The organism is Maribellus sp. YY47 (assembly GCF_023111095.1).
Lineage (GTDB): Bacteria > Bacteroidota > Bacteroidia > Bacteroidales > Prolixibacteraceae > Draconibacterium.
Genome location: NZ_JALGYW010000012.1, coordinates 65,576 through 88,519 on the forward strand (window position 1 = coordinate 65,576; position 22,944 = coordinate 88,519).

Here is a 22,944-nt window from a genome sequence, read left to right on the forward strand (position 1 = left end):
TAATTAGCTTACTGATTATTCCAAAATTGGTTCTGCATCGTTTGCTGACGTTGCATAAAGTCCCAGTAAACAACCGGTAAAACCACCGGCGACATCGGTTGATAAAATATCTCCTGAAACGGTTCCACCCACGGTTACGAAATCGGTTTCATTAGCTGAATAAGAGAACTCATACTTATCTCCGTTGGCGGCAACCTGTAAACGAATGGGTTTCGAAACATCAATTTTTGTACTGCCAACTATTTTGGAATCCATCTCTCTCGACCATCTCTTTTTTTCGTTTCGTTGCAGCAATAAATAGTATTCATTTCCTTTTTTGGTTATTCCAAAAACATAATTTGAGTTTTCGCTTTGCAAAGCAACAATTCCTGCAAGGTCCTTTTCCGACTGAGGTTGATAATCCATTGTAACAGCGTACGAGAAACTGTTGTGCTGTTGCCGGTAAAACAGGGTCGATGTCGGTTTCACTTCTTTTATGTTGGTTTCGAAAGGATTAATTTGCAATCCATTTTTTGTTTGAGCGATAAAAGCCTCACGTGGCCCACGCAATCCAATCCAGCTGTAATCCAGTTTCTTTGCTGAAAAATCGTCAGCGAAGGTAAAATTGCCATTGGGCATAAAACCATCTTGTCCGGTTTTGTTTTCAACTCCTTTGGGCAATTTCAGTTTGGGTTCCAATGGAATAAGACCATTCTCAAATACCGGAAATTCTCCTGACCAGTCTACCGGCAAAATAAAAGTCTCGCGCCCGGTGTTCACCCGCTGTTCTTCGTTTGGCCGAACTGCCAGAAAAACGCCATACCACTTGCCGTTCGGACCCTCAATTATATCGGCATGGCCAGCCCAATCCACTTTGTTATCTCTTTCTTTCGCAAAATATCGCTGTGTTAAAATCGGATTGCTTGGCGCCGGAATAAATGGTCCTTTCGGATTATCACTTTTAAAAATAACTTCGCTGTGCCATCCTCCGGTTCCACCTTCGGCACACATCAAGTAGTATTTTCCATCTTTTTTGTAAAGGTGTGGTGCCTCAATCCAGATCGGTTTTTTTGATAAATCAACACCTCCGTCTACAATTATTTTGTCGGTTCCTTCAATAACCTGATCTTTCTCTGTATCGTATTCCCAGATTTTGATGACACGGTGACCATTGTACAGCTCTTTTCCATGATCAGGAGCATCGTTATGAACGATATATGCTTTACCATCGTCATCGAAAAAAATGGAAGGATCGATACCTCCAAAAGCCAACCTAATGGGATCGCCCCAACCTTTTTTAGGGTCTTTCGTTTTAACGATAATGTTGTTTAAACCGCCGGTAAATGCAGTGGTAATCATGTAAAAAGTATCATTATTCGGATTGTAAGTAATTCCCGGCGCATAAACGCCTGCACTAATGCCACAGTCGTGGGTATCGAATGTTTCGGGATTATCGAGCACGCCTCCAAGCGAAGTCCAGTTTACCATATCTGTTGAATGAAAAATCGGAACCCCCGGAAACATAGCAAACGATGAACAAACCAGGTAATAATCGTCGCCCTTTCGCGTGATTGCCGGATCGGGATAGCACCCTTGTAAGATCGGGTTATAAAACTCATCTGCTTCAAGAGGATAGTTCTTGTAAACATTGTCATTACCCTGATAAACAAAATCAGAAAAAACGGGTGCATTTTTTGCCGGAGTTTCCTTTACCTTATTGTTCCCGGCTAAGAGGTTAAAAGCCAATACGGTTAATAATATTGAAAGTAATAAAAACCGATAATTCATAATTGATGTCAATTTCTGATGTTGTAAATTCATTTCTATAATATTTTTTTATTTAATTAAATTTTGAACTCTTCGTTACGCCAGGCTATGGATTTACTCTTTTGCGACGGAGAAAACTAAAACCTTAACCGGCTTCCGAAAATTCGGGAATCCGAATTTATCCTAAAAACATTACATTTCCGGATTTTATTTGAAAAGCAACTGGGCAAACATATAAAGGCTATCTTTCCACACTTTAAAATCATGATATCCTTCAGGAATAATATGGTAAACATGCGGTACACCTTTTTCTGTCAGATAATCGTGAGTGCGTTTACTAAAATTCAATAAGCCATCTTTGTCTCCACACGAAATCCAGAGCAGTTTCAGTTGTTTTTTTGCTTCTTCAACATTGGGAACTAACTGCTCGGGGGCTTTTGTATTTGGGGCCGATGAAAATCCGCCCACCCAGGCAAACTTGTCGAGGTTTCCAAGCCCAAAATTCAGCGATTGCCCGCCTCCCATCGATAAACCGGCAATAGCCCGGTGTTTTTGGTCGTCAAGAACAGGATAAGATTTTTCAATAAACGGAATTAGGTCGTTTAACAAATCCTTTTCGAAAGTGGCAAATGCCTGTACTTTATCAGGAGCCATAACATTACCTTCAGCTCTGTCGTTTTTCATGGCACGACCGTTAGGCAGAACCACAATCATCGGCTCCACTTTTCCGTCGGCATACAGGTTGTCTAAAATTATTTCGGGGTGCCCGCCGTTTAACCATTCAAACTCGTCGCCTCCAATGCCGTGCAAAAGGTAAAGTACCGGGTAATTTCTTTCGGTCGAATAACCGGGAGGGGTATAAACAAGTGTGGTTCGTTCGGTACCGACTGTAGAGGAATAGTAGTTTAGTGTGTCGATTTTTCCATGTGGGATGTTTGTCCTAATTTGGTCGAATTCACTATCGACCCGAAAGTTGCTCTGTTGTGCATTTGAATGCGACAAAATACAAGTGCAAACGCATAAAACGAACACAAATTGTTTCATTCATTTAAGTTTAAATTGATTTGTATAATTCACGGGGTTGAATTTAGGAAATGAATAAAAACTTCATTGTTATTTTCAGATATTGGATTTTCAAATCTGGATACAGTGTTTAAAGAATCAACAAAAAAGACGAATTAATACCTTGCCATAAAGATATATTACCGCAATTGTAGTATTTATAATTGTTCATCTTTGTAGTATTAGACAAGAGGCCTGAATGAATACAACATTTATTATTCGCGGAAAACACCAACAAAAATGAAAACTTGGTGTACTCAAATTTCCGATTTTACTTCTTCCGTTATGCATTGAGGGAATGCTTGTATAAAAGACACAACCGGGATAATTTTGAGTATTATTTCTTTATTCTGGATTAAATATCCAGGGACTTTCTGACAAAAAAAGAAACCAAAAGCGCCACACAAAAGAATTGGCGGCGCTTTATTGTCTAATTAACAAACTAAACTATATTGCTACTTCAAACGAATTATAAAAAAGTCTTTCCAAACAAAATAATCAGTTTTTTTAGTAATCATATTGTTTTCTCCGGTTAATTTTGCCAACCTCTGTACAGTCCTTCTCCTGACAGACTGTATCCCTCATTTTGTTCCAGCATGCCTTCGGAAAGGTCAATCTGACTTTGAGGAATTGGGAAGAAACCTTTTGTTGCATCGTAGCGCGAACTATATCCGTCAGGATGTAAAGCTGAATGTATAGCTGGTGCTCCAAAGTTATAAACTGCTACTCCCTCTTGTGATTCCAGGGCAGCTTTGGCGTAACTGTCGCCCCAGCGCCTCATATCATTCCATCTCAGGCCTTCAAATGCCAATTCGTGCTGTCTTTCTTTCTGAATATTCTCCAGTGAATAGGGAACAGGAGGCAAATCAGCACGCTCTCTTACTTCATTCATGTATGTTGCATCTTCTTTCAGTTCAGACAACATAAGAAGTACATCGGCAAAACGGATATAGACCAAGTCATCGGTATGAGACAACTGATTGTTGTCAGATGTTCCATACATAATTACACCATAATCATTTTTCAATTTACCATCACTCGCTCTGGCAGTAACTCCGTTATATTTTTTACCCCAGTAATTGCTTTCCAAAACAAAGTCCCATTGTCCTCTTTGATAGCCTAATGGAACAACTTCTTTCTCAATATCCATTACAGAGGCCCAAAGTCTCACATCGTTGGGCTCGTCTTGTTTCCATTGGTCAACCAAAGATGCAGGAATAGAGTTGCCTTGTCCCCAGCCACCGGCAAACGGATAGGTGCGTTCTAGATTCTGCAGCCCTCTTAAGGCATAAAATAACATATAGGTATTAGAGTAACCTCTGTCAATACCCCAGCCTGCAAAATTCGAGAACTGAAGAACAAAAACAGATTCCGGGTTTCTGGCACCATTGTCACTTGCATAAGTGAGACTCTTACCTGTTTCAGCCATGTAATCCTGAATGTATCCATAATCACCTATAGACAATGAATTGGTATAAGCCCAAAGTTCATGAAAATCGCCTACTAAATAATGACCGCTGTTTTTATAGCAATCTTCCAGCCATGAAATAACGTTTTGTTTTGAAACGCTTCCTTCTCCTGGTAATGCAATCTCATTTTTGTTATAGAAACCGGTATAAAAAAGGAATATCCGGGCCATTAAGGCTTCTGCTGCCCATTTGGTAATTCTTCCCTGCTGGGTTTGGTCGTAGGATATGCTCGGAAGCATTTCAATGGCATTTTTCAGGTCAGAAGCAATTTGTCCGTAAATTTCATCAGCTGAAGCAGCGGGTAAATTCACGTTTTCTGTGGTAATTTTCAGTGGAACTTCATTAAAAACCGTATGTAGCTGGTAATAGTACCAGGCGCGCAAAAACATTGCTTCTCCGGTAAACTGAGCCTTTTTTTCAGGGCTAACAACCTCATCTCCGAGTAACGGCATATTCTCTATGGCAAAGTTGGCTCTGTGTACGCCCTGATACAAAACACTCCAAGAATTTGACAACATTTCATTGTCGGAGAACTGAAACGTTTCATACGATTGTGCCTGAATATCATTCATTCCACCACCACCAAGCTTTTCATCGCTTGCAACTTCCCAGATAAAGAATGGGCTTCGGTCAACCTGACTCTGCAAATTGTTCATTATAGTGTAAATTCCAGCCATCATTTGTTCAGCATCAGCTGCTGTTTGAGGAAAGTTGGCTGAGGTTTTATCGGTAAGAGGATCGCTGTCCAGAAAATTTTCACACCCCCATAGCAATAAAACTGCAATCAAATAATATATTATTTTTTTCATAACATTTCTCATTTAATAGTTTTTAAAATTTAAGATTTACACCAATCATATATGAACGTGGTGAAGGATAAAAACCTAAATCAATACCTGATACAAATGGCTGATCATCGCCGTAACCTACTTCAGGATCCATGCCTGAATAATTGGTAAATGTAAACAGGTTACGCGCGGTAACATATAAACGTGCCTGTCCAAAAGGCACATTCGGCATCAATCTTTTGAAATCATATCCCAGAGTTACGTTTTGGATTTTGACAAAGTCTCCGTCTTCAATATAAATTTCCGAGACATTGATTCTGTTCGTAGTATTACCGGCAGTTAGCCGTGGCAGAAGATTGGAAGTACCTTCACCATGCCACCTTGTTAAAATACGATCGGTGTAATTATGAAATTCGTTGTCGGCAAATGAGCGGTACGATTTTAAAATCTGATGACCGAATGCCCCTTTGGCTGTAACAGCGAAATCAAACCCTTTGTATTCAAAGTTGATACCAAATCCTATTCTAAAATCAGGATGGGGATTACCAATCATTGTTTTATCATCGGGAGTTACAGTGTTATCACCATTAGTATCTAAGAAAATTACATCACCAGGTTGTGGGTTTTCTTGCAGAAAACCATGTGTCCAGTTATCAATTTCTGCCTGGTTTTGGAATATTCCGGCTGTTTTGTAACCATAAAAATAACCTACAGGAAATCCGGTTTCAACACGCCACACAGGATCCGTTCCCTGTGAAATTATGCTTCCGTTACTTTGTATAAATCCGCTTGCATTACCCAATCGGGTAACTTCATTTTTATTTTTGGCGATGTTAAAATGTGCCCCGTAGCTAAATTCACCGATACGATCATTCCATCGCAAAGCAAACTCGACTCCTTTATTCACAATATCTCCACCATTATAATAAGGAGCCTGTGCCCCCAAAATTGCAGGCAACGGTTGACGAACTAACCAATCTTTTGTTGTTTTTTTGTAATAGTCAGCAACCAGTTGAAGTCGTGAATTCAAGAAATTTGCATCCGCACCAATATTGAACTGCTCTGAAGTTTCCCAACTAACATCTGGATTAGGTAATATCGATGGATAGCCCCCCAACTGCATCACGTCTCTGTTGCTGCCAAAGCGGTAATTGTTGTCTTTATCGAATCCAACGAGTGCCAAGTACTGGAATGGGTCGATTTCTGAATTACCGTTTTGTCCCCAACTAACTCTCAACTTCAGAAAATCTACAACACCATTATTTTGCAGAAATTCTTCCTCTGTCATTACCCAGCCTGCTGAAACGGATGGAAAGTACCCCCAACGATTTCCTTTTGCAAAATTAGAAGAACCATCAGCTCTCATTACAAGGGTTAACAAATACTTTTCGGCATAGTCGTAATTAACCCTGCCAAAGAAAGAAGCAAGCTGGCCTCTGCCAAGCGGGCCCCCCGAAATACTGGTAACACCAGTAGTTAATCCATCGGTATTGTCCAGATATGCATGATTAAATCCAAGAAATGTTGGATTGGCGTTTGTTGCACTCATATCTGTTCCCAGGCCCCATTTTTCCAAAGACTGCCCCACAAGAACATCGAAGTTGTGAGCGCCCGAATTAAAACTGTAATTCAAGGTATTTTCAAAAGTCCAGCTGTGTCCGTTTCCTGAAGACTGCGTGATGCGACCGGGACTTAAGGATACATCTCCTGCAAGATTGTAAGCCGGCTGATAACTGCGATAACTATTCCCGTTATACCGGTACCCATAGCTGCTTCTGAATATCAAGTCTCTTATCGGCTGAATTTCCAAATATGCATTGCTGTTGATGTTATAATTCCGGGATTCATTCATCCCCCTGTTCATATGCATCTGCGCAATGGGATTATAGATTCTTGATGATAAACCAGCCAAACCAGAAGCTGCCAAATCATCAGCAGCGTAATATTCTCCCTCATTGTTATAAAGTGGAACCAGCGGATTACCTACCAACAAGTTACGCACATCATTCCAATACATTCCGCCAATGGCAATACCACCTCTTTTGCTGTAACTGTAATTGAAGGTTTGACCTACTTTTACTATATCAAGACCATTTTTCTTGTAAATTGAATGGTCACTGTTTAACCGCACAGTGTACCTTTCGTAGTTAGGTTCAACCGGCTTACCCAAAACACCTTCCTGAGAAGCATAGGAGAACCCCATTGAAAAAACAGATTGCGCAGAACCACCGCCTATATTTACCGCATGGTTCTGTATTGGCGCATTTTTATTGTATGCCTCGTCTAACCAGTTGGTACCATTCCACTGCCCACTTTGTATTTTTTGATACAAATCGGGAATTGCACTTGCAAAGTCGATCGCATCTCTACCGGAAACAGTTCTTTCTTCATTATAAATTTCCATAAATTGCTTCGCATTGAGCGGCTTTTCCATATTCTCTATTTGCTGAACCCCATAATAACCGTCATAGCTTACATGTATATCGCCTCTGCGACCCTGTTTTGTAGTAACCAAAATTACACCATTGGCAGCACGTGAACCGTAAATTGCAGCCGAAGCAGCATCTTTAAGTATGTCGATCGACTCAATGTCGGCAGGACTCAGATTATTTATATCCCCACCTGCAACTCCATCAATTACATATAATGGCTGAGAGTTACCAATTGTACCCAGACCACGAATATTTACTTTAAATCCTTCTCCGGGCATACCGGAATTCTGGATAATATTAACCCCAGTTGCCTGGCTTTGGATGGCTTCAAGCGCTTCACTAGTGCTTTGTTGAATGAGCTCATCGGAACCAACATTAATATTGGCACCTGTGGTTAACTTTTTCTTTTGAACCCCGTAACCAATTGCAACAACTTCTTCGATACCAATTGCCTCTTCTTTCATGATAACATTAATCGAGCTTTTTCCATCGACCAGGATTTCCTGAGTGCTCATTCCTATAAAGGTAAAAACAAGTGTAGCATCATCCGGAATATCTGAAAAAGAGTAACTTCCATCGGCATCTGAAATCGTTCCTTGCGTGGTACCTTTCACAACAATGGTAACACCAGGAATTGGATCTCCTTTTTCATTACTTACTGTACCCTGAACCGAGATCGTCTGTCCTAAACTCAGAAGTGACAATAGCATTACAGGCAGCATAAAGAGCGCAACCTTTACTAACTTGATTTTTTTCATAAGTTTTTGTTTTAATTTGATTTAGTAATTTTTTTAGTCACAGGCAGTAATATTTTGGCTTACTGCTTCTTAACTATTTAAGAACTCGTTTTTAATGAAGTTTACATAAATTATTATATTTTGAGATTATTGATTCATTAGCTGTTTTTCCATTAATCATCCAGTACATCTTTAACAAAGGGATATATTGTCTAACCTAACCGGATATTCTTAACTTATGCTTACAATATTTATAATCAGAATTAATTATATTCATTTTATCAAGATTCCATTTTAACCCTATCAATAAAACGTAATATTTTAATTTTAAGGAAGATATATCAAGCTTGCAGTTTGGGAAATATTTGAAAAAAGAAACGCTTGTCTTAACTATTAAGAGACATTTACCTTTGTTCCTTACTTGTTTGGAAGTAATTCTTAAAGGTTGCAAAACAATGCGACCAAAAACTGCAACAATGAATGTAAAAGAATTGATTTTACGTTTCATCTTGTTTTAGTTAGGTTTTACTAATTGTTAAAATTACAGACTAAGCTTATGTTGGATATTTAAATTCGGATATTCAATTTCGAATAATGGATAAAAATTAAATCACCGCGACTGATATTATTTATTTCATTTTTTTACCAGAATGTGATTAAAAAAACAGTTTTCATAGGGAAAGCAGCGCAAATTCGTTAAAGAAAAATCAGTATAAAACGTTTTAACCTGATGAAATTTTAAGAATAAATCCCGGAGACCCAAAAACAGTTTATTGTAAAAACTACAACTTTTTATAATTTTGATTTTCAGGAGATCATAAACTCCTTGCATTTTTTTTAAACCAACAACCTAAAAGCTGAATTATGAACAAACGTGCTTTCATTTTTGGTTTTATCGTATTTCTCACGTCCAACATTCTCAAAGCCCAGGAATTCAAACTTATTTCATCCGGTTATTTTCAAAATCATGGAGTTGAAGTCATGGCTTTCGATGATATTTATCCGGAAGGGCACCAGGGAGGCGTATCGCTGATTATGCACGGAAACCGGGTTGCTATCATCTCATTTTAAGCGAAAAAAGTATTAAAACGTCCCGTTCTGGGCACATCATCATATTCAAACAAAACCTATTTGTCCTTTTTTTCATTAAGATTCTTTTTCTGCTCAAGACTGTGATACAGTTCAAAATAATTGTACTTAAATTTTAAGAGATGATTTAGAGGACACTTTTATCTTAATCTCAAAATTTTCTATTTTTAAAACATGATAGTAAAGTTCTTTCTCCTTTGAACAAAACGGTGAACCGCTGAAACAACAACAACAACAATGTAAATCATTGATACAAAAAAACTCCGGAATGGTATTAAAATCCTGTCATCCCGACAATTAAGAATCAATGTCGTAATTTAGTCGCCAAAAGCAATTACCGGCTTAACGAGAACGGTCGACAATCTTCGTTGGCTCCCCATTCTTTGTTTGGAGAACTTCCCATCTCAAATTCCAGCGTACCTCCTTTCAGCAGGTCAAAATGATTGAGGTAATTTTTCGAATATGTTTCGCCATTAAATTTCACGTCTTGAATGTAAATGTTTCCTTCAGTTGCTCCCGGAGCTTTTATAACCAGCTCGTTGTTGCCTAAATCAATCGTAATCTGATCGAAATGCGGACCGGAGATTACATATTCAGGGACGCTAGGACAAACCGGGTAGAATCCCATTGCTGCAAAAACATACCAGGCCGACATTTGTCCGGCATCATCGTTTCCACTTAGTCCTCCTACTCCGGCATCATATTCATCCTTCATGATTTGGGAAACCAGTTGCTGGGTTTTCCAGGGCTGACCGCAATAGTTGTATATAAAAGGAATTTGATGACCGGGTTCATTGCCGTGCCAGTATTGTCCGCTTGCATGAAACTGATCCAGGTTCTCCGAGAAATTTTGATGACCTCCCATCAGGTTCATCAGTCCGTTAAAATCGTGCGGAACATACCAGGAGTATTGCCATGGAGTTCCTTCTGTAATGTACGACATGCGCTGTTCTTTGTCAAAATCGGAGGTAAAACTTCCGTCAGCAAAACGCCCCCGGACACAGGCATCATCCTTACTAAAGACATTTTGATAGTTCAATGCACGTTGTAATAATTGCTGCGCATTCACCGTATCCTTTCTTTTCAGTGCCACCTGGCTTAGTGCAAAATCATCGAAGGCATATTCAAGTGTTCGCGATACTTGTTCTTTTTTATGAAACGACTCTTTTACTTCGTCTTCGAGGGGAACATATCCATATTTAAGATACGACGACAAGGCCCGCCGGCCTTTACCGTTCTTGTAATCCTCGTAGTTTTCGGGTGTTTCAAAAGCATTTTGAAGAAGATATGCATATTCATCGTCGGTCAGATCAATCGTATTTTTCAGATAGGCATCGGCGAGTGTCGCAATCACATGATCTCCAATCATTGCAGAAGTGTAACTGTTCCAGCAGGGAAATATGGGTAACCAGCCCCCATTCTTTGCTTTGTCCAATAGACTCATCATCATATTGGCATTCTCATCCGGCATAATAAGATTGAATAGCGGATGAGAAGCCCGGTAAGTATCCCACATCGAGAAATCCACATAATAATCCCTATTTCCTGAATGAAGCACTTTTTCCCCTCCGGCAAAACTTGGGTAGGAACCGTCCGCATCGTTAAAGGTTCGCGGCGCCAGAAAACTATGATAAAGAGCGGTGTAGAACTTTACTTTATCTGAGTCATTACCTCCCTCTACTTTTATCTTGTTGAGCACTTTCTCCCAGGTAGCCTTTAAGTCTGTCTCAACTTGCTCAAAACTTCGTTTTGCAACTTCTGCTTCCAGGTTCTTTCGTGCTTCCTCCATACTGGTAAACGAGGTACCGATCATTACTTCGATGCTTTCGCCTGCTTCTACCTTAAAACTGGCATAAGCGCCAAGGTTAGCCATATCCTGTATGACGGTGTCCCCCTCTAGAATATTATCGTCGTGATACACCCCAAAACTGTCGAAATCGCGGCTAAAACGTGCCACAAAATATCCGCTAAATCCGGCCGGTTCTCCCCATTCCTGGTAGATACGATGTACCGGATTATATCCAGCAATTTCGTTCTGATCCTTATTAACCATTGCAAATCCCTGCCCCTCGTCGCTGTTCGGGTCCAAAACAATATGAGCCGCTCCTCCTTTTTCATAGGTAAAACGAAAAACTCCACAACGTTTACTGGCAGTCATTTCGGTTTGAATGCCGTAATCCGTTAGATGAACCTTATAACGGTAGGGAGTTGCTATTTCCGAATCATGAGAAAAGTGTGAACCTCTCTTTTCGGGTAAACATATTAATTCACCCGAAACCGGCATAACCGTCATGCTTCCATAATCCTGAACACAGGATCCACTTAACCAGTGACTACCTCGAAAACCGTTTATAATCGAATCGGTATAGTAATAGGGAGCAATACATTTGGTCTCTTTTGTTTTGGTTTGCGGGGTCCAGTTCGTCATTCCAAACGGAACCGTAACATAAGGCACCACCTGGGCATTATTTTCAGTGCCGTGCCCGTGTTTCAAAGCGCTAACCGTGGATGCAGGAGCTGTTCCAATCAGCGGATTTATATAATCAACTAAAGCGGTTTCGGGCTCGTTCGTTGAACAGCTTGAAAGAAAAAACACAAGCAATACGATTAAGTTACTGGCTTTCATAGTCTAGGTTTATTGGCTTGAATTTAATATTACTGTTTCAATTTGTACTCCTGATTTACCTGGATTCCTTTATCCATTTATTGTTTTTCGGCCCAATTTCGCGAACAGGAATGGGCTGCATTCCGAATTCTTTCATGATTTCTGCGGAACAAAATTCTTCAACCGCTTTCCCGTTTGAGCTGACCATTCTGCTGTTTTCCCTTACCTGGTTTTCTTCCCCTCGAATAAAAAACGTATTGCCGTCAACCAACAGGTTATTTTTTACGGTGTTTACATTGATGCCCGTGCGCATGTTCTTTAGTTCAGGATACCTGATCTGATACAAGGCAGAATTGATGTTCACATCTTCGTAAAGTTTCTTTTTCATAGCCGGTTTTTCCAGTTCCTGCAACCAACGTTCCTCACTCCATTTTGTAAAACTGACTGCTGCATCACAATTGTAAAACAGGTTGTTTTCAACGAGGTTGTCTTTCCCTCCGTGAATTTGCACACCGCCAAAATGAAGGGCGCCGCAACGTTCAAAAATATTCCCCGTAATCGTAACCCCTGAAATCATATCGTCGAGGCGCACACCGGCTGCCCCATGGCGCGTTCCACCTTTTATATCCGACCAGCGGTTGTAACGAATCACCACTCCGCGGTACGACGGATTGTAAAACATATCAATTCCGCCCTGGTCGTCCGACTCATTTACCACATGGCTGATTTCGTTATACTCAATCACAAAATCGTTCCCCTCCAATCGCATGGCAGAGGAAGAGGAATAAGCGAACCTATTGTTATTAATTCTCATTCCGCAGCCTTCGAGGTGTACTGCCGGTTCGTAGGTTCTTTTATACAACGAGAAATGTTCCACCACCGTATGTTCCACAAAATGCCTGGCCGGAGCCAAGGTTTTGCGGTCGCCGCCTTTGATATCGATACCGCGGCATCCGAAATTTTGCAACATACAGCCTGAAATACCATGAGCTTCACCCCCATCAATGTGGATGCCGTCTTTCCCGAAACGTTCAATCCGGCAATCCGACAGCAGGCAGTTTTTCCCTTCGCCGATATAAATTGCACTGCCCCGCCCTTCCTGAAAAGTCAGTCCTTCGAACCTTACATTCGAGCAGTTTTTCATTTCGACCATAAACGGCGCTGAAAAAACAGAAAGAGTAACGCTCGCCAGATTGGGATCTGCCCCTTCGGAAGGAAACCAGTACAACAACGCGTCAGTGCGGTCGAGGTACCATTCGCCGGGCTGATCGATTTCACAAAACAGGTTCAGTCCAAAGTAGCGGAGACTGTCCCGGTAACCGTAGTGGTGATAAGGTTCTCTGAGCTTAAATGTTTTGGAACGCGTATCCATCGTTTCCACTTTCTGAAACTCGTCGCTCCAGTCCCAATACCAGTAACCACCAAGCCGGATGTCTTTTTCTGAAGCCCAACGATCCTGCCGGTTACCGAGGTATTCAAAAACACCTTCTACCGTTCCGTGTTTCCCGATGTAGGTGGGTGGCAGGTCCGTCTTCCCTTTTGCGAGCCCGGCATAAACAAAACCGCTGTTCGGCCATCGCGCCAGGGTTTGCATCTGTCCGTTACAGAAAAGCTCGGGTCGTTTTCCGGTATCGGTAGGATCACCAAAATCGCCAATTCCCGCGGCCCGCAAATCGGCAACATAGATTTTGCCGTGCGCTTCAGCCGGCAGCGATTTTAGTTTTTCCTCATCCTCCAGCAACTGCCACTCCTTTACTTCACGGCTTCCCGTAAAAACAGGAACTTCCCCGTCCGCAGCTTTATATACCACGGGAGCATCTTCATATCCGGAATCTTCGGAAGTAAACACGATCGGTTCTTCGAGATGATACATTCCTCCTTTTATATTGACCACAACAGCTCTCCCTGGTGTTTTTGTCAACAACAAGCGAATTGAGTCCTTAGCTTTTTCGAGACTTTGAAAAGGCGCGGCTTCGGTCCCCGGGTTTGCATCGTCTCCGTCTGGTGAAACAAAAAATTTCACGGTTCTCTGAAGAGTAAACGAAAATGAAATTGTCAAAAGCAAGAGACAAACACCGGCATAAATTATACTTTTTCTATTCATGGCATCCTTTAAGTTTTTAGGCATGAACCTTTTGGATTGAATTCAAATGCGTTGAAATACATTTTGATCTAAAATTAAGGCTTACTTTTATGGTTTAAAAATTTTATGTAAAATGATTTTTATAAAAGACAGGTAAGTTTCTGCATTATTCTGCTTTTATGTTAGTGATAACAGCTTCTGTTTGATATTTTCAGTTCAATCAATTCCGAGATTTAAACAACTGAATATTTCACCCCGCCAAACATCAATAAGCAGTGCGTTATTGGGCTACTATCGATAGCCCGTTTACCGGGAACATGGTATGACAGGAAGCCTCACAGAAAAGACAATAAACGAAACCGGATTTAGCAGGTGATTCTGCTTATTTTCCGATATGAAATCTCCACTATCTTTTTCCTTTCCTTATTTAGCATAAAAAGCAGAATCAGGGCAAAATAACTTACTAAAAGAAAGGCTCTGAGGCCTTACTAACTGTGAGAATGCCAATAAAAAGATTATATTTGTACATCAAAACCGCACTAATTATGTTGAGTATTGCTGAAAGACACAAGTACATTTTGGATAAGCTACACAAAAATGGTTTTATCAAAGTATCGGATATTGCCCACGAACTGGATGTAACACCCGTTACCGTCAGAAAAGACCTGAAATCGCTGGAAGAAAAAAAGCTTCTGTACCGCACCCACGGCAGTGCCAGTCCGGTAAATCCACACACCGCTGACATTGATTTACAGGAGAAGGAGAAAATGTCGATTTCGGAGAAAAAGCTTATCGCAAAAGCAGCTTGCAGTCTTATCGAACCCAACGATTCCATCATTATTGCGTCCGGTTCTACGGCACACACTTTCGCCCAGGAACTTAACCCACAAGACAGCCTGACGGTGGTAAGTGCCTCTTTAAAAACCTCGATGCTTCTGAACAACAATCCGAATATCGAACTAATACAATTGGGGGGAATTGTTCGCAAAAATTCGTTCTCTGTAGTCGGCGATTTCGCTTCAAGGCTTTTTGAGGATTTAACTTGTTCGAAACTGTTTTTAGGCGTTGACGGTATTGACATCGAAAACGGAATTACCAATTCCAATATTGAGGAGTCGGTTCTAAATAAACGCATGATGAAAGCCGCCCTGAGAACCATTATTTTATCCGACTCTTCGAAATTTGGAAGAAGAGGCTTTGGAAAAATCTGTAACCTTGATCAGATTGATATGATCATTACCGATTCGGGCATTCCGAAACATATGGCAGATACGATTGAAGAGATGGGAATTGAGTTGATCATTGTAGGAGAAAACGGCAGCCGTTAATAACCGGGCTACCGTTTCGATTGAAAAATCTGCTAGGCCAACGAAACAGCTCATTTGCCGATGCAACGGACTATCTGTTCAATGATCTTGGTCTTAATTATTCATTGTTGTTTATTTCATTCAGGGCCTCAAATACGCTCCTTTCTCAACAAGCTCTTTTCGTAGTTCTTGTACATCAATTGCTGAAGGTGCCATTCCGTTACGAACGGCCATTTTTGCCGCACGACCGGCAGCTTCACCCATAGCCATACATGGCGCCATTACACGTATAGCCGACATAGCTTCGTGTGTTGTTGAAATGGTTCGTCCGGCTACCAGCAGATTTTCCACCTTTTCAGGCACCAGCGAACGATAAGGAATATCGTAACAATCGCCACTCCACTCGAGGGTACAATCACCCCCCACCGGATGATGAATATCCAGTGGATAACTGGCCACCGCCACGGCATCCTCAAATCGGGCACAACTTAAAATATCCTCGCGATTCATGATGTATTTTCCAATGATACGTCGTGTCTCACGTATACCAAGAAAAGGAGCAGTTCTTGACAAGAATGCATTTTCAAAACCGGGGACATAACCTTTCAGATATTTGAAAATATCCCTGATCTGCCGCCTTGCTTCCAACTCACCTTTCGTCAGACTAACGGGATCGGTTCCATCCACTCCGTTAACACGCGTCATATTAATCCAGACTTCTCCCTTTTCCAAACCGGTAATTACAATTGTCCGGTCGGTGGGAAGATTGAGTCCATCGGCTTTTGCTTTCTGCACCAAGCTGCGCAATCCTACAACAATGTACTGGTGGTTTTGACCAAAATATTCGTTTGGAATAAAATCGGTTAAATAGGTCCGTGGCTCTTCTGCAATACAAAAACGCAGTTTATCGGTATCCACATTTCCCAGGCTAAACATCAGCGTTGGCGGTTGCATGCCACCCTGCTCGTTCCCTTTTTCACAGGGAACGCCTGCCCGATAAGCCACATCGGCATCGCCCGAACAATCGATCACCACTTTTGCCAAAATGGCTTCTCTTCCCTTTTTGCTTTCGATGATGACTCCCTGTATCTTGTTCGCCGCCATAACCACGTCTGCAAAGCTGGTGTAAAGCATCACATCCACTCCACTTTCTGCAAGCATTTCAAACGCCACCGCCTTCACTGCCTCGGGTTCAACCAACGTGATACCCATGTGCAACGGACAAGGCCGATGCTCGCTTGCAGCGTTTAGTTCTTTCAACCTGTCAATAAACTTTTGCGGAAGACCTTCTATGATTTGATTTCCTTTTTGCCCCAGAAAACCAAGAATCGGTAACCCGATCGTCATATTTCCCCCCAAGAAACTCCGGCTTTCAATCAGCGTTACCCGTAAACCATCTTCTGCAGCCGCCAGCGCTGCGATAATACCGGAAGGTCCTCCTCCGACGACCAGCACATCAACTTCAGATCGTACAGGGAGTGATCTTCCCTGTTCCACTATTTCCTGCATTTTATTTACTTTTTTGAGATATTATTTCTATTCAATTTTCTCAACAGTCTAGCTGAAATTCCGTGAAATTCTTTTATTTTTAGAATCATATACAAAGTTTCTTATGGACTCATGTTTACTTTAAAGGCACCACCAATTCGGTTCTGGTCACTCCTGGAGATGAAACAAGAATATTGTCCTTCGTAAAACGGATAAGCCGCCAGTTTTCCACGTTTCGCACCAGCGCACCTGTCTCCACCTGAATAAGCTTATTATCGCCTGCTGCGGGATATTCGCGATAAGTATTTTGATGCTTGTGCCCGGAAAGGATCAGCTTGCATGAAGGGTGCCGGGCTAAGACTTCATAAATACCGTTTTCGGCTCCCTCTTCTGCAGCTTCTTCAGTAAGTGGAATGTGCATAAAAACAATTTCCACGTCATCGTCCGATTCTTCCAACTCATTTTTCAGCCAATACAGCTGAGCTTTGCTCATATAGGGGATTTCGTTTTTAGGTTTAGGCTCATACCAGTAAAACGAATTATCCAGAAAAATGAAGCGATAGCTCGTACCATCCACTTCGTAAATTTTACTATAATAGGTTCCGTCTTTGAAACAAGGTGTATCCTTTATCCATGCTGCACGGGCTTCTCCGGCATCCAACTGATCTACCTTCATCTTATCGTTTTGCCATCGGTAAGAAAACATATCATGATTTCCCAAGGTCAGCAACAAAGGTTTTTTATAGCTTTTTATGAAACGGGAAAACAATTTAACATGATCGGGCTGCATGTTACCATCGGTCCCTTCAGCATTATAAAAATCAATCAGATCGCCTGTGGCTACCACTAAATCGCTCTCAGTTTGTTTCGGAACTGTTTTCAAAAATTCATTTAAATTCCCCACCGCTTTTAGGTAGCCTTTATTCTCGCGATTCTGCTTAATTTCAGGCATGTATTCGTTATCTTTTAAAAGCAGATGCAAATCTGTAATGTGCAACACCGACAGCGTATCGGCCTGCCCGAAAACATTTACGTTCCATAACAGTCCGAGCAATAGTGTCACTATTTTAAGCTTCGTTCTTAGTTTTCTCATTTTTTCACGTTTTATACGATTAATTTATTATCTCTTTTCCCGGTATTTCAGGACGAATCAATTTCCAAAGGAGCAAAACGGTGAGCGGATGGAGTATTGCCATGACCATAAAAATCCACCCGGTTCCGACACTTTCCATAAACTGACCAATCAGATAATTAAAGATTACGGCTCCGGCCGCACCAAAACCACCGGCAATGCCCAGTACACTGGCGACATTATTTAGCGGAAACGTTTCGGCAATCAATACACTTTCCGTAAAGATCCAACTTAAAGCAACCGCTGCCAATACACTAAATTTGATAATGGTGACCGCCACTCCCAGACTATCGGGAATAAGAATTACAGGAGCCATAAAGGCAATATAACTCAGCATGAGTTTGCGTGACTGTAGAGCCGGCTTTCCTTTTCTTACCATCCAATCGGACCAGGCCGAAGAAGCTATCGCGCCCAGACTGGCCACTAAAAACGGAATCCAGCCCACCATGCCCAATTGTGAAAGCGACAAGCCCGATTCCTCCATTAAAAAGCCGGGAAGCCAGAACAGGATAAAGTACCATACCGGATCGGTAATAAAACGAATCAGCACAATTCCCCACAAACTTTTTCTTCCCCATAGTTGTCCCCATGAAAAAGAAGGGCCGGCCTCAGTATCCGTGTCAGATGCCACCGTATCGGTTACATACCCTTTGGGAGGCTCACGGTAAAGTAACAACCATACCACGGCCACAACAATACCAACTACACCTGGAATAATAAAGGCTGCATGCCACGAAAAAGCAAGCACAATTGAGGCAATCAGCGGAGGTGCAATAACCGATCCCACCGTTCCTCCGGCAACCGAAATACTGTTGGCAGTTGCGCGCAACTTTCCCGAAAACCATTTCGTAACGACTTTTATTTGCGCCGGATAAGTCGTCGGCTCGGCCAATCCTAAAACACTTCTGAAAAAAGCGAAAGGAAACAAACTTCTGGCCAATCCACTGCCAATGGAGCTAAACGACCAGGTTACCACCCCCCAGAACATAATTTTTCGCGCGCCAAATTTATCGACCAACCACCCTGAAACCGGATACATCAATGCATAACAAACGGTAAAAACATTGATAATTAATGCATAACCATTATCATCAAGAGAAAACTCATCTTTCAGAATGGGTTTCAATATGGAAACCACCTGCCGGTCGACATAACTAAAAACCGTGATGATAAAAATAATGGCGACGATAAACCAACGCCTTCGATCGGGCACTAAAAATGATGACATAAATTCGTAATGTTTTTATTCGCCGGTCTTTCTTACAGCGAAAATTCCCTGTTGCTGTTATTCATTCACGTAATCCTTTATCAAATCCACCCACACCAGGTAACCGTCACCCATTAAGTGCAAACCATCGTTGGTATACTTCTCATTCAGTTGAATACCCGTTTCGTTGGTAAAATGCGGGAACAAATCGATGTAGGTAATTTTTCTTTTAGCCGCTAACTTTTTCAGTTCCTTATTTATTTCGGGAACCTGCTTCTGGCAGGCAGCGTGTTTCTTATAATTGGTGAAATTATCGTTCACCGGCAGAATACTTTGCAGGTAAATCTTTGTATCCGGACTTTTAGTCTGAAACTCGTCAATAATTTTTGCAATATTATCTACAATCGTATCCTGACCGATGCTCCGCGACATATCGTTTATTCCGATCATCAGGAAAAGTTTGGCCGGTTTTCCACTTACAATCGGATTGAGCCGATCCAATATGCCTTGTGTGATATCGCCACTGATCCCGCGGTTTTTGATATTCGGATGATCAAAAAGTTCGTTCCACTCGGCGCCATCCGTGATACTGTTTCCGAGAAAAACGATGTCGTTGCTGTTCACTCTCAGTTTTTCAAAAAGGCTGGCTCTTCGGTAATAATACACAGAATATTTGTTGTCTTGAGAAAAGCTCTGTCCTCCAAGAGACAGCAGAAAAATAACGACAAACAGACGTAAAAAATAAGTTTTGTTCATGATTGAAATATTGATTACAGTTTTATTTGGTTCCTTAATTTTCAAAAAACAAATTTTCCTTCAACCAAAATGAAGAAACACATACTCCAAAAAATTGGATTTACATAAACACAAAATACCTCTGCCCTTTCAGTTTTCTGATATGACCTTTTAATCGCCAAAAGCCTCCATTTTAAAGCGGTTGTTTTCGGAAACCCGATGTTCCTGCTCAAAAATGGATTCCATCTTTTTTACCAGTTCGGGTTGCTCCGATGCGATATCTGTTGTCTCCTGAATATCTTCCTTCAAATTAAAAAGATACACATCAAGCTTTCCTTTGAAAATATTTTTCCGCATTGCTTTCCAATCTCCCCAACGAATAGCTTGTTGTCCGCCGCCCGATGGAAAATCGTAAAAACCTGAATAACGTTTTCATTTAGACTAGCCTTTTTATTGTGTTCAATTTAAACTAAAACATCTCAAACTCTGCAGCACAACTTAACCAACACCAACCTTTTAACAAGCCGATCAGGGTACTAATCCTACGCAACAGCTTCTTCTATTATGATTCTTCCAATTTCAAACCGGTATTGTTCTTCACAAAAACCTTGTAGTGAACGGGTGCATCGTAATTGTAAATCAGCTTGTCTCCTTTCTTTTCCCAGCTCATTTTAAGCAAACCATCGCCCAGCGGCATGGTACCTTGGCACCAGTCGAGATCATTTTCGTTGAACTCAATGTTAATCTTCTTATCCACCAAATCAATCTCTTTTGCGCCCAATACATCACGGTAATAGGCATGCGCCACATGCGATGCAAAACCATGATTGAGGCTCGCACGTGTATGTATATTTTCCCATAAGGTTCCGGTACGCGCTACCATTGGCTCAAAATATTTCACGGTTTCTTCCACCATTTGCGCAATCTCTCCGTGACGGGAAAGTAATTCCAAACGCAGGTAATTCCCAATAAAAGCATTGGCCGGGTAGATTCCTTCAAACAGTTTCTTCGCTGTCCGCTCGGGGCCAAAATCATCAACCAGAATCTGCCACAATTCAGGATAGGTTTCAGGCGTTGCCACGTTCATGAAAAAAGCATAATACTGACAGGTTTCCGTCCGGTTATTTTTCTGAAGAACCAGTTTGCCGTTTTCGCGAACTGCATTATCGATAAAAAACTGACCGTCGTACGCTTGCCCGCGAATTACCTTCCGAATGCTTTCTGCCTTTTCCAGCAGTTCCGGCCATTCATACAAATGCGCTGCCGATTCCAACATTGAAGCATACAACATATTGGTTGGATAGTTGACATCCTGAACAAACTGATTCGCCTTCGACCACTCCACAAATACCCACTTATCCAGCTTTTCCAGAAGGCCATCTTCGTTTTCGTAAGCTTTAAAAAACTCCAGCAAATCGGCAACCCGTTGCTTCGAAGCAGTCACCAACTCGTTGTTACCACTTCGTTTTGCATATTCTTCGAGTTCGAGCACATACCACATCGCCCAATTGGGAATGTAGTTACCATTGGCATGATCGGCCGGGTAACACATCGGCAACATACCGTTGGGCAAAAAGGCAAAGGTATCGGGCAGCAGAAAATTTTCCAGGAAGTTGGTTTCAATCAAGGTATTTCCCGAAAGATTATGCGCCACACGTGAGGTGAAATAACTGTCGCACAACCAACCGGCACGTTCGCGGTGCGGGCAATCCATAAAAATATCGACGGCATTCTGCTTAAACGTTTCTACTGCTGCGGCATAAATGCGATTCATGGCTTCGTTACTGCAGGCAAAACTTGCTTCGGCCACGTCTCCGTTAACATACTGACGAATATAGGGTTGGCTTACTACTGCATCGCCCGCTTCAATCCGTACTTTAAGGAACTGCAAAGTATAAGGCTCGAACGACTCCAAATCGTAACTCCCCGGCTCCAGTTCATAGGTAATTTCATTTTTACAGCCCATGCGGTAAGGGTTAAGTTCCCCTGTGTCGTTTAAAATTTCATCCCAATAAAAAACCAATTTCGCGGGTGTTTCAACCACTACATGCGCCCCGATAAAACCGGTTGAATTACACTGAAATTTGTAAATGCTGTCGTTTACCTGTTCCTGATATTTTCTAATGGTATAGTCGGGGTATTTTACACGCCGCCGGATTAATTTTTTATCCTCCGTTTTTTCCAATGCCAGTGGTTTAAAATAACCAACCGTTGCATCGCTTGTCCATTGGTGATAGTCTGGCGATAATTGGTACGCTTCGGCATTGGCACGCTGAAAACTATATTTTGGCATATCCTGCCTGCGTTGTTCCAAAATAGTTCCCTCAAATCCTCCAATTTCGTCTCCGATTTCGGTGCAGGCGACCACCTTGTTATCCCGGGTAATTTCAGCCTGCAAAAAGGCCGGTTGATTAATCTGATAGTAAGAGTAAACATTGTAGCCCGCGACCTCGATGGCTACCAGATTATCTCCTTTAACGAGCTTGTCATCCAGCTTGTATTCATCGACGCGATAAGAACCGTGACCCGCCACACAAGGGCCGTGCCCCAGAAATTCGCCGTTTACAAACACCCTGTAACGTGATGAAGCAGCAAGTTTCAAAACCACATCTTCCGTATTTTTAAGCTTGAAATTTGCTCTGAAACTTACGGTCAGGTTCTCTTCGCTCTGCTTCGATTCCTTTACTTCTGTATCGGTCAGCACGAACTCTCCTTCTTCATTTTTCACATTTCGGCTATCGACCCAAACCGGTTCTGCTTTTTGAAAAAAGGATTGCAGATCCTCTGATTTTTCTTTCTGAACACAACTGAAATTACCAACAGCCAGTATCAGGCTGCTGATTATTAGCAGATAGTTTTGTTTCGTTTTCGTCATAGATTTAGTTTTTTCGGTTTAGTATTCAATTCTCTATCAAGTACCGTTAAAATATTCTTTTGTCTTACATCTTGTCATGCAATTGCTTAAATTTTTATCCATCCTAAAAAATCCCTCTTCTTTCTCATAACTCCCTAATTTCAGGCAAGCCTCGTATTGCTTCTAATAACGCAGACGAACTTCCTGGTT

Annotated in this window: 14 protein-coding genes; 2 read left to right on the plus strand and 12 right to left on the minus strand. The window is 41.6% G+C overall.

Annotated features, from left to right (window positions below):
* Positions 1–15 precede the first annotated feature (15 nt).
* From MR764_RS11415 to MR764_RS11430, 4 genes are all read right to left on the minus strand, one after another.
* The gene (locus MR764_RS11415) at positions 16–1,800 is read right to left on the minus strand and encodes a glycoside hydrolase family 43 protein (protein WP_247979547.1); all 1,785 of its coding nucleotides are present in this window, start codon (positions 1,798–1,800) and stop codon (positions 16–18) included.
* A 153-nt stretch (positions 1,801–1,953) separates the two neighbouring features.
* On the minus strand, positions 1,954–2,790 hold the full coding sequence (locus MR764_RS11420; protein WP_247979548.1) for an alpha/beta hydrolase-fold protein: 837 nt from the start codon (positions 2,788–2,790) through the stop codon (positions 1,954–1,956).
* Positions 2,791–3,340: 550 nt separating this feature from the next.
* Positions 3,341–5,086 (minus strand): RagB/SusD family nutrient uptake outer membrane protein, encoded by a 1,746-nt coding sequence (locus MR764_RS11425; protein ID WP_247979549.1) that lies wholly within the window; start codon positions 5,084–5,086, stop codon positions 3,341–3,343.
* Positions 5,087–5,108: 22 nt separating this feature from the next.
* Complete coding sequence (locus MR764_RS11430) at positions 5,109–8,255, minus strand: TonB-dependent receptor (RefSeq protein WP_247979550.1); 3,147 nt, start codon at positions 8,253–8,255, stop codon at positions 5,109–5,111.
* Positions 8,256–9,098: 843 nt separating this feature from the next.
* Here MR764_RS11430 and MR764_RS11435 point away from each other — a divergent pair.
* Positions 9,099–9,305, plus strand: coding sequence for a hypothetical protein (locus MR764_RS11435; RefSeq protein ID WP_247979551.1), 207 nt, complete (start codon positions 9,099–9,101; stop codon positions 9,303–9,305).
* A gap of 352 nt (positions 9,306–9,657) precedes the next feature.
* Here MR764_RS11435 and MR764_RS11440 read toward each other — a convergent pair whose 3' ends face one another.
* Positions 9,658–11,949: a GH92 family glycosyl hydrolase gene (locus tag MR764_RS11440; protein WP_247979552.1), complete on the minus strand. Its 2,292-nt coding sequence runs from the start codon at positions 11,947–11,949 to the stop codon at positions 9,658–9,660.
* A gap of 55 nt (positions 11,950–12,004) precedes the next feature.
* Entirely contained in the window at positions 12,005–14,032 is a 2,028-nt protein-coding gene (locus MR764_RS11445; RefSeq protein ID WP_247979553.1) for a right-handed parallel beta-helix repeat-containing protein, read from the minus strand.
* 524 nt (positions 14,033–14,556) lie between these two features.
* Between MR764_RS11445 and MR764_RS11450 the strand changes: the two genes are divergently transcribed.
* Complete coding sequence (locus MR764_RS11450) at positions 14,557–15,339, plus strand: DeoR/GlpR family DNA-binding transcription regulator (RefSeq protein WP_247979554.1); 783 nt, start codon at positions 14,557–14,559, stop codon at positions 15,337–15,339.
* A gap of 120 nt (positions 15,340–15,459) precedes the next feature.
* Here the strand turns inward: MR764_RS11450 and MR764_RS11455 are convergent, their stop codons facing one another.
* From MR764_RS11455 to MR764_RS11480, 6 genes are all read right to left on the minus strand, one after another.
* Complete coding sequence (locus MR764_RS11455) at positions 15,460–16,827, minus strand: FAD-dependent oxidoreductase (RefSeq protein ID WP_247979555.1); 1,368 nt, start codon at positions 16,825–16,827, stop codon at positions 15,460–15,462.
* 115 nt (positions 16,828–16,942) lie between these two features.
* Entirely contained in the window at positions 16,943–17,899 is a 957-nt protein-coding gene (locus MR764_RS11460) for a metallophosphoesterase (protein ID WP_247979556.1), read from the minus strand.
* Between the two features lie 19 nt (positions 17,900–17,918).
* Complete coding sequence (locus MR764_RS11465; RefSeq protein ID WP_247979557.1) at positions 17,919–19,166, minus strand: MFS transporter; 1,248 nt, start codon at positions 19,164–19,166, stop codon at positions 17,919–17,921.
* A gap of 57 nt (positions 19,167–19,223) precedes the next feature.
* Positions 19,224–19,901, minus strand: a complete 678-nt coding sequence (locus MR764_RS11470; protein WP_247979558.1) for a GDSL-type esterase/lipase family protein — start codon at positions 19,899–19,901, stop codon at positions 19,224–19,226.
* Between the two features lie 150 nt (positions 19,902–20,051).
* Positions 20,052–20,237, minus strand: a complete 186-nt coding sequence (locus MR764_RS11475) for a hypothetical protein (RefSeq protein WP_247979559.1) — start codon at positions 20,235–20,237, stop codon at positions 20,052–20,054.
* A 205-nt stretch (positions 20,238–20,442) separates the two neighbouring features.
* On the minus strand, positions 20,443–22,755 hold the full coding sequence (locus MR764_RS11480) for a hypothetical protein (RefSeq protein ID WP_247979560.1): 2,313 nt from the start codon (positions 22,753–22,755) through the stop codon (positions 20,443–20,445).
* Positions 22,756–22,944: the final 189 nt, after the last annotated feature.

Excerpts from the sequence above, each read along its gene's own strand:
- MR764_RS11480 (WP_247979560.1), bottom strand. The coding sequence starts at position 22,755 with ATGACGAAAACGAAACAAAACTATCTGCTAATAATCAGCAGCCTGATA.
- MR764_RS11460 (WP_247979556.1), bottom strand. The coding sequence starts at position 17,899 with ATGAGAAAACTAAGAACGAAGCTTAAAATAGTGACACTATTGCTCGGA.
- MR764_RS11425 (WP_247979549.1), bottom strand. The coding sequence starts at position 5,086 with ATGAAAAAAATAATATATTATTTGATTGCAGTTTTATTGCTATGGGGG.
- MR764_RS11455 (WP_247979555.1), bottom strand. The coding sequence starts at position 16,827 with ATGCAGGAAATAGTGGAACAGGGAAGATCACTCCCTGTACGATCTGAA.
- MR764_RS11435 (WP_247979551.1), top strand. The coding sequence starts at position 9,099 with ATGAACAAACGTGCTTTCATTTTTGGTTTTATCGTATTTCTCACGTCC.
- MR764_RS11415 (WP_247979547.1), bottom strand. The coding sequence starts at position 1,800 with ATGAATTTACAACATCAGAAATTGACATCAATTATGAATTATCGGTTT.
- MR764_RS11450 (WP_247979554.1), top strand. The coding sequence starts at position 14,557 with ATGTTGAGTATTGCTGAAAGACACAAGTACATTTTGGATAAGCTACAC.
- MR764_RS11440 (WP_247979552.1), bottom strand. The coding sequence starts at position 11,949 with ATGAAAGCCAGTAACTTAATCGTATTGCTTGTGTTTTTTCTTTCAAGC.
- MR764_RS11475 (WP_247979559.1), bottom strand. The coding sequence starts at position 20,237 with ATGCGGAAAAATATTTTCAAAGGAAAGCTTGATGTGTATCTTTTTAAT.
- MR764_RS11465 (WP_247979557.1), bottom strand. The coding sequence starts at position 19,166 with ATGTCATCATTTTTAGTGCCCGATCGAAGGCGTTGGTTTATCGTCGCC.
- MR764_RS11430 (WP_247979550.1), bottom strand. The coding sequence starts at position 8,255 with ATGAAAAAAATCAAGTTAGTAAAGGTTGCGCTCTTTATGCTGCCTGTA.
- MR764_RS11470 (WP_247979558.1), bottom strand. The coding sequence starts at position 19,901 with ATGAACAAAACTTATTTTTTACGTCTGTTTGTCGTTATTTTTCTGCTG.
- MR764_RS11420 (WP_247979548.1), bottom strand. The coding sequence starts at position 2,790 with ATGAAACAATTTGTGTTCGTTTTATGCGTTTGCACTTGTATTTTGTCG.
- MR764_RS11445 (WP_247979553.1), bottom strand. The coding sequence starts at position 14,032 with ATGAATAGAAAAAGTATAATTTATGCCGGTGTTTGTCTCTTGCTTTTG.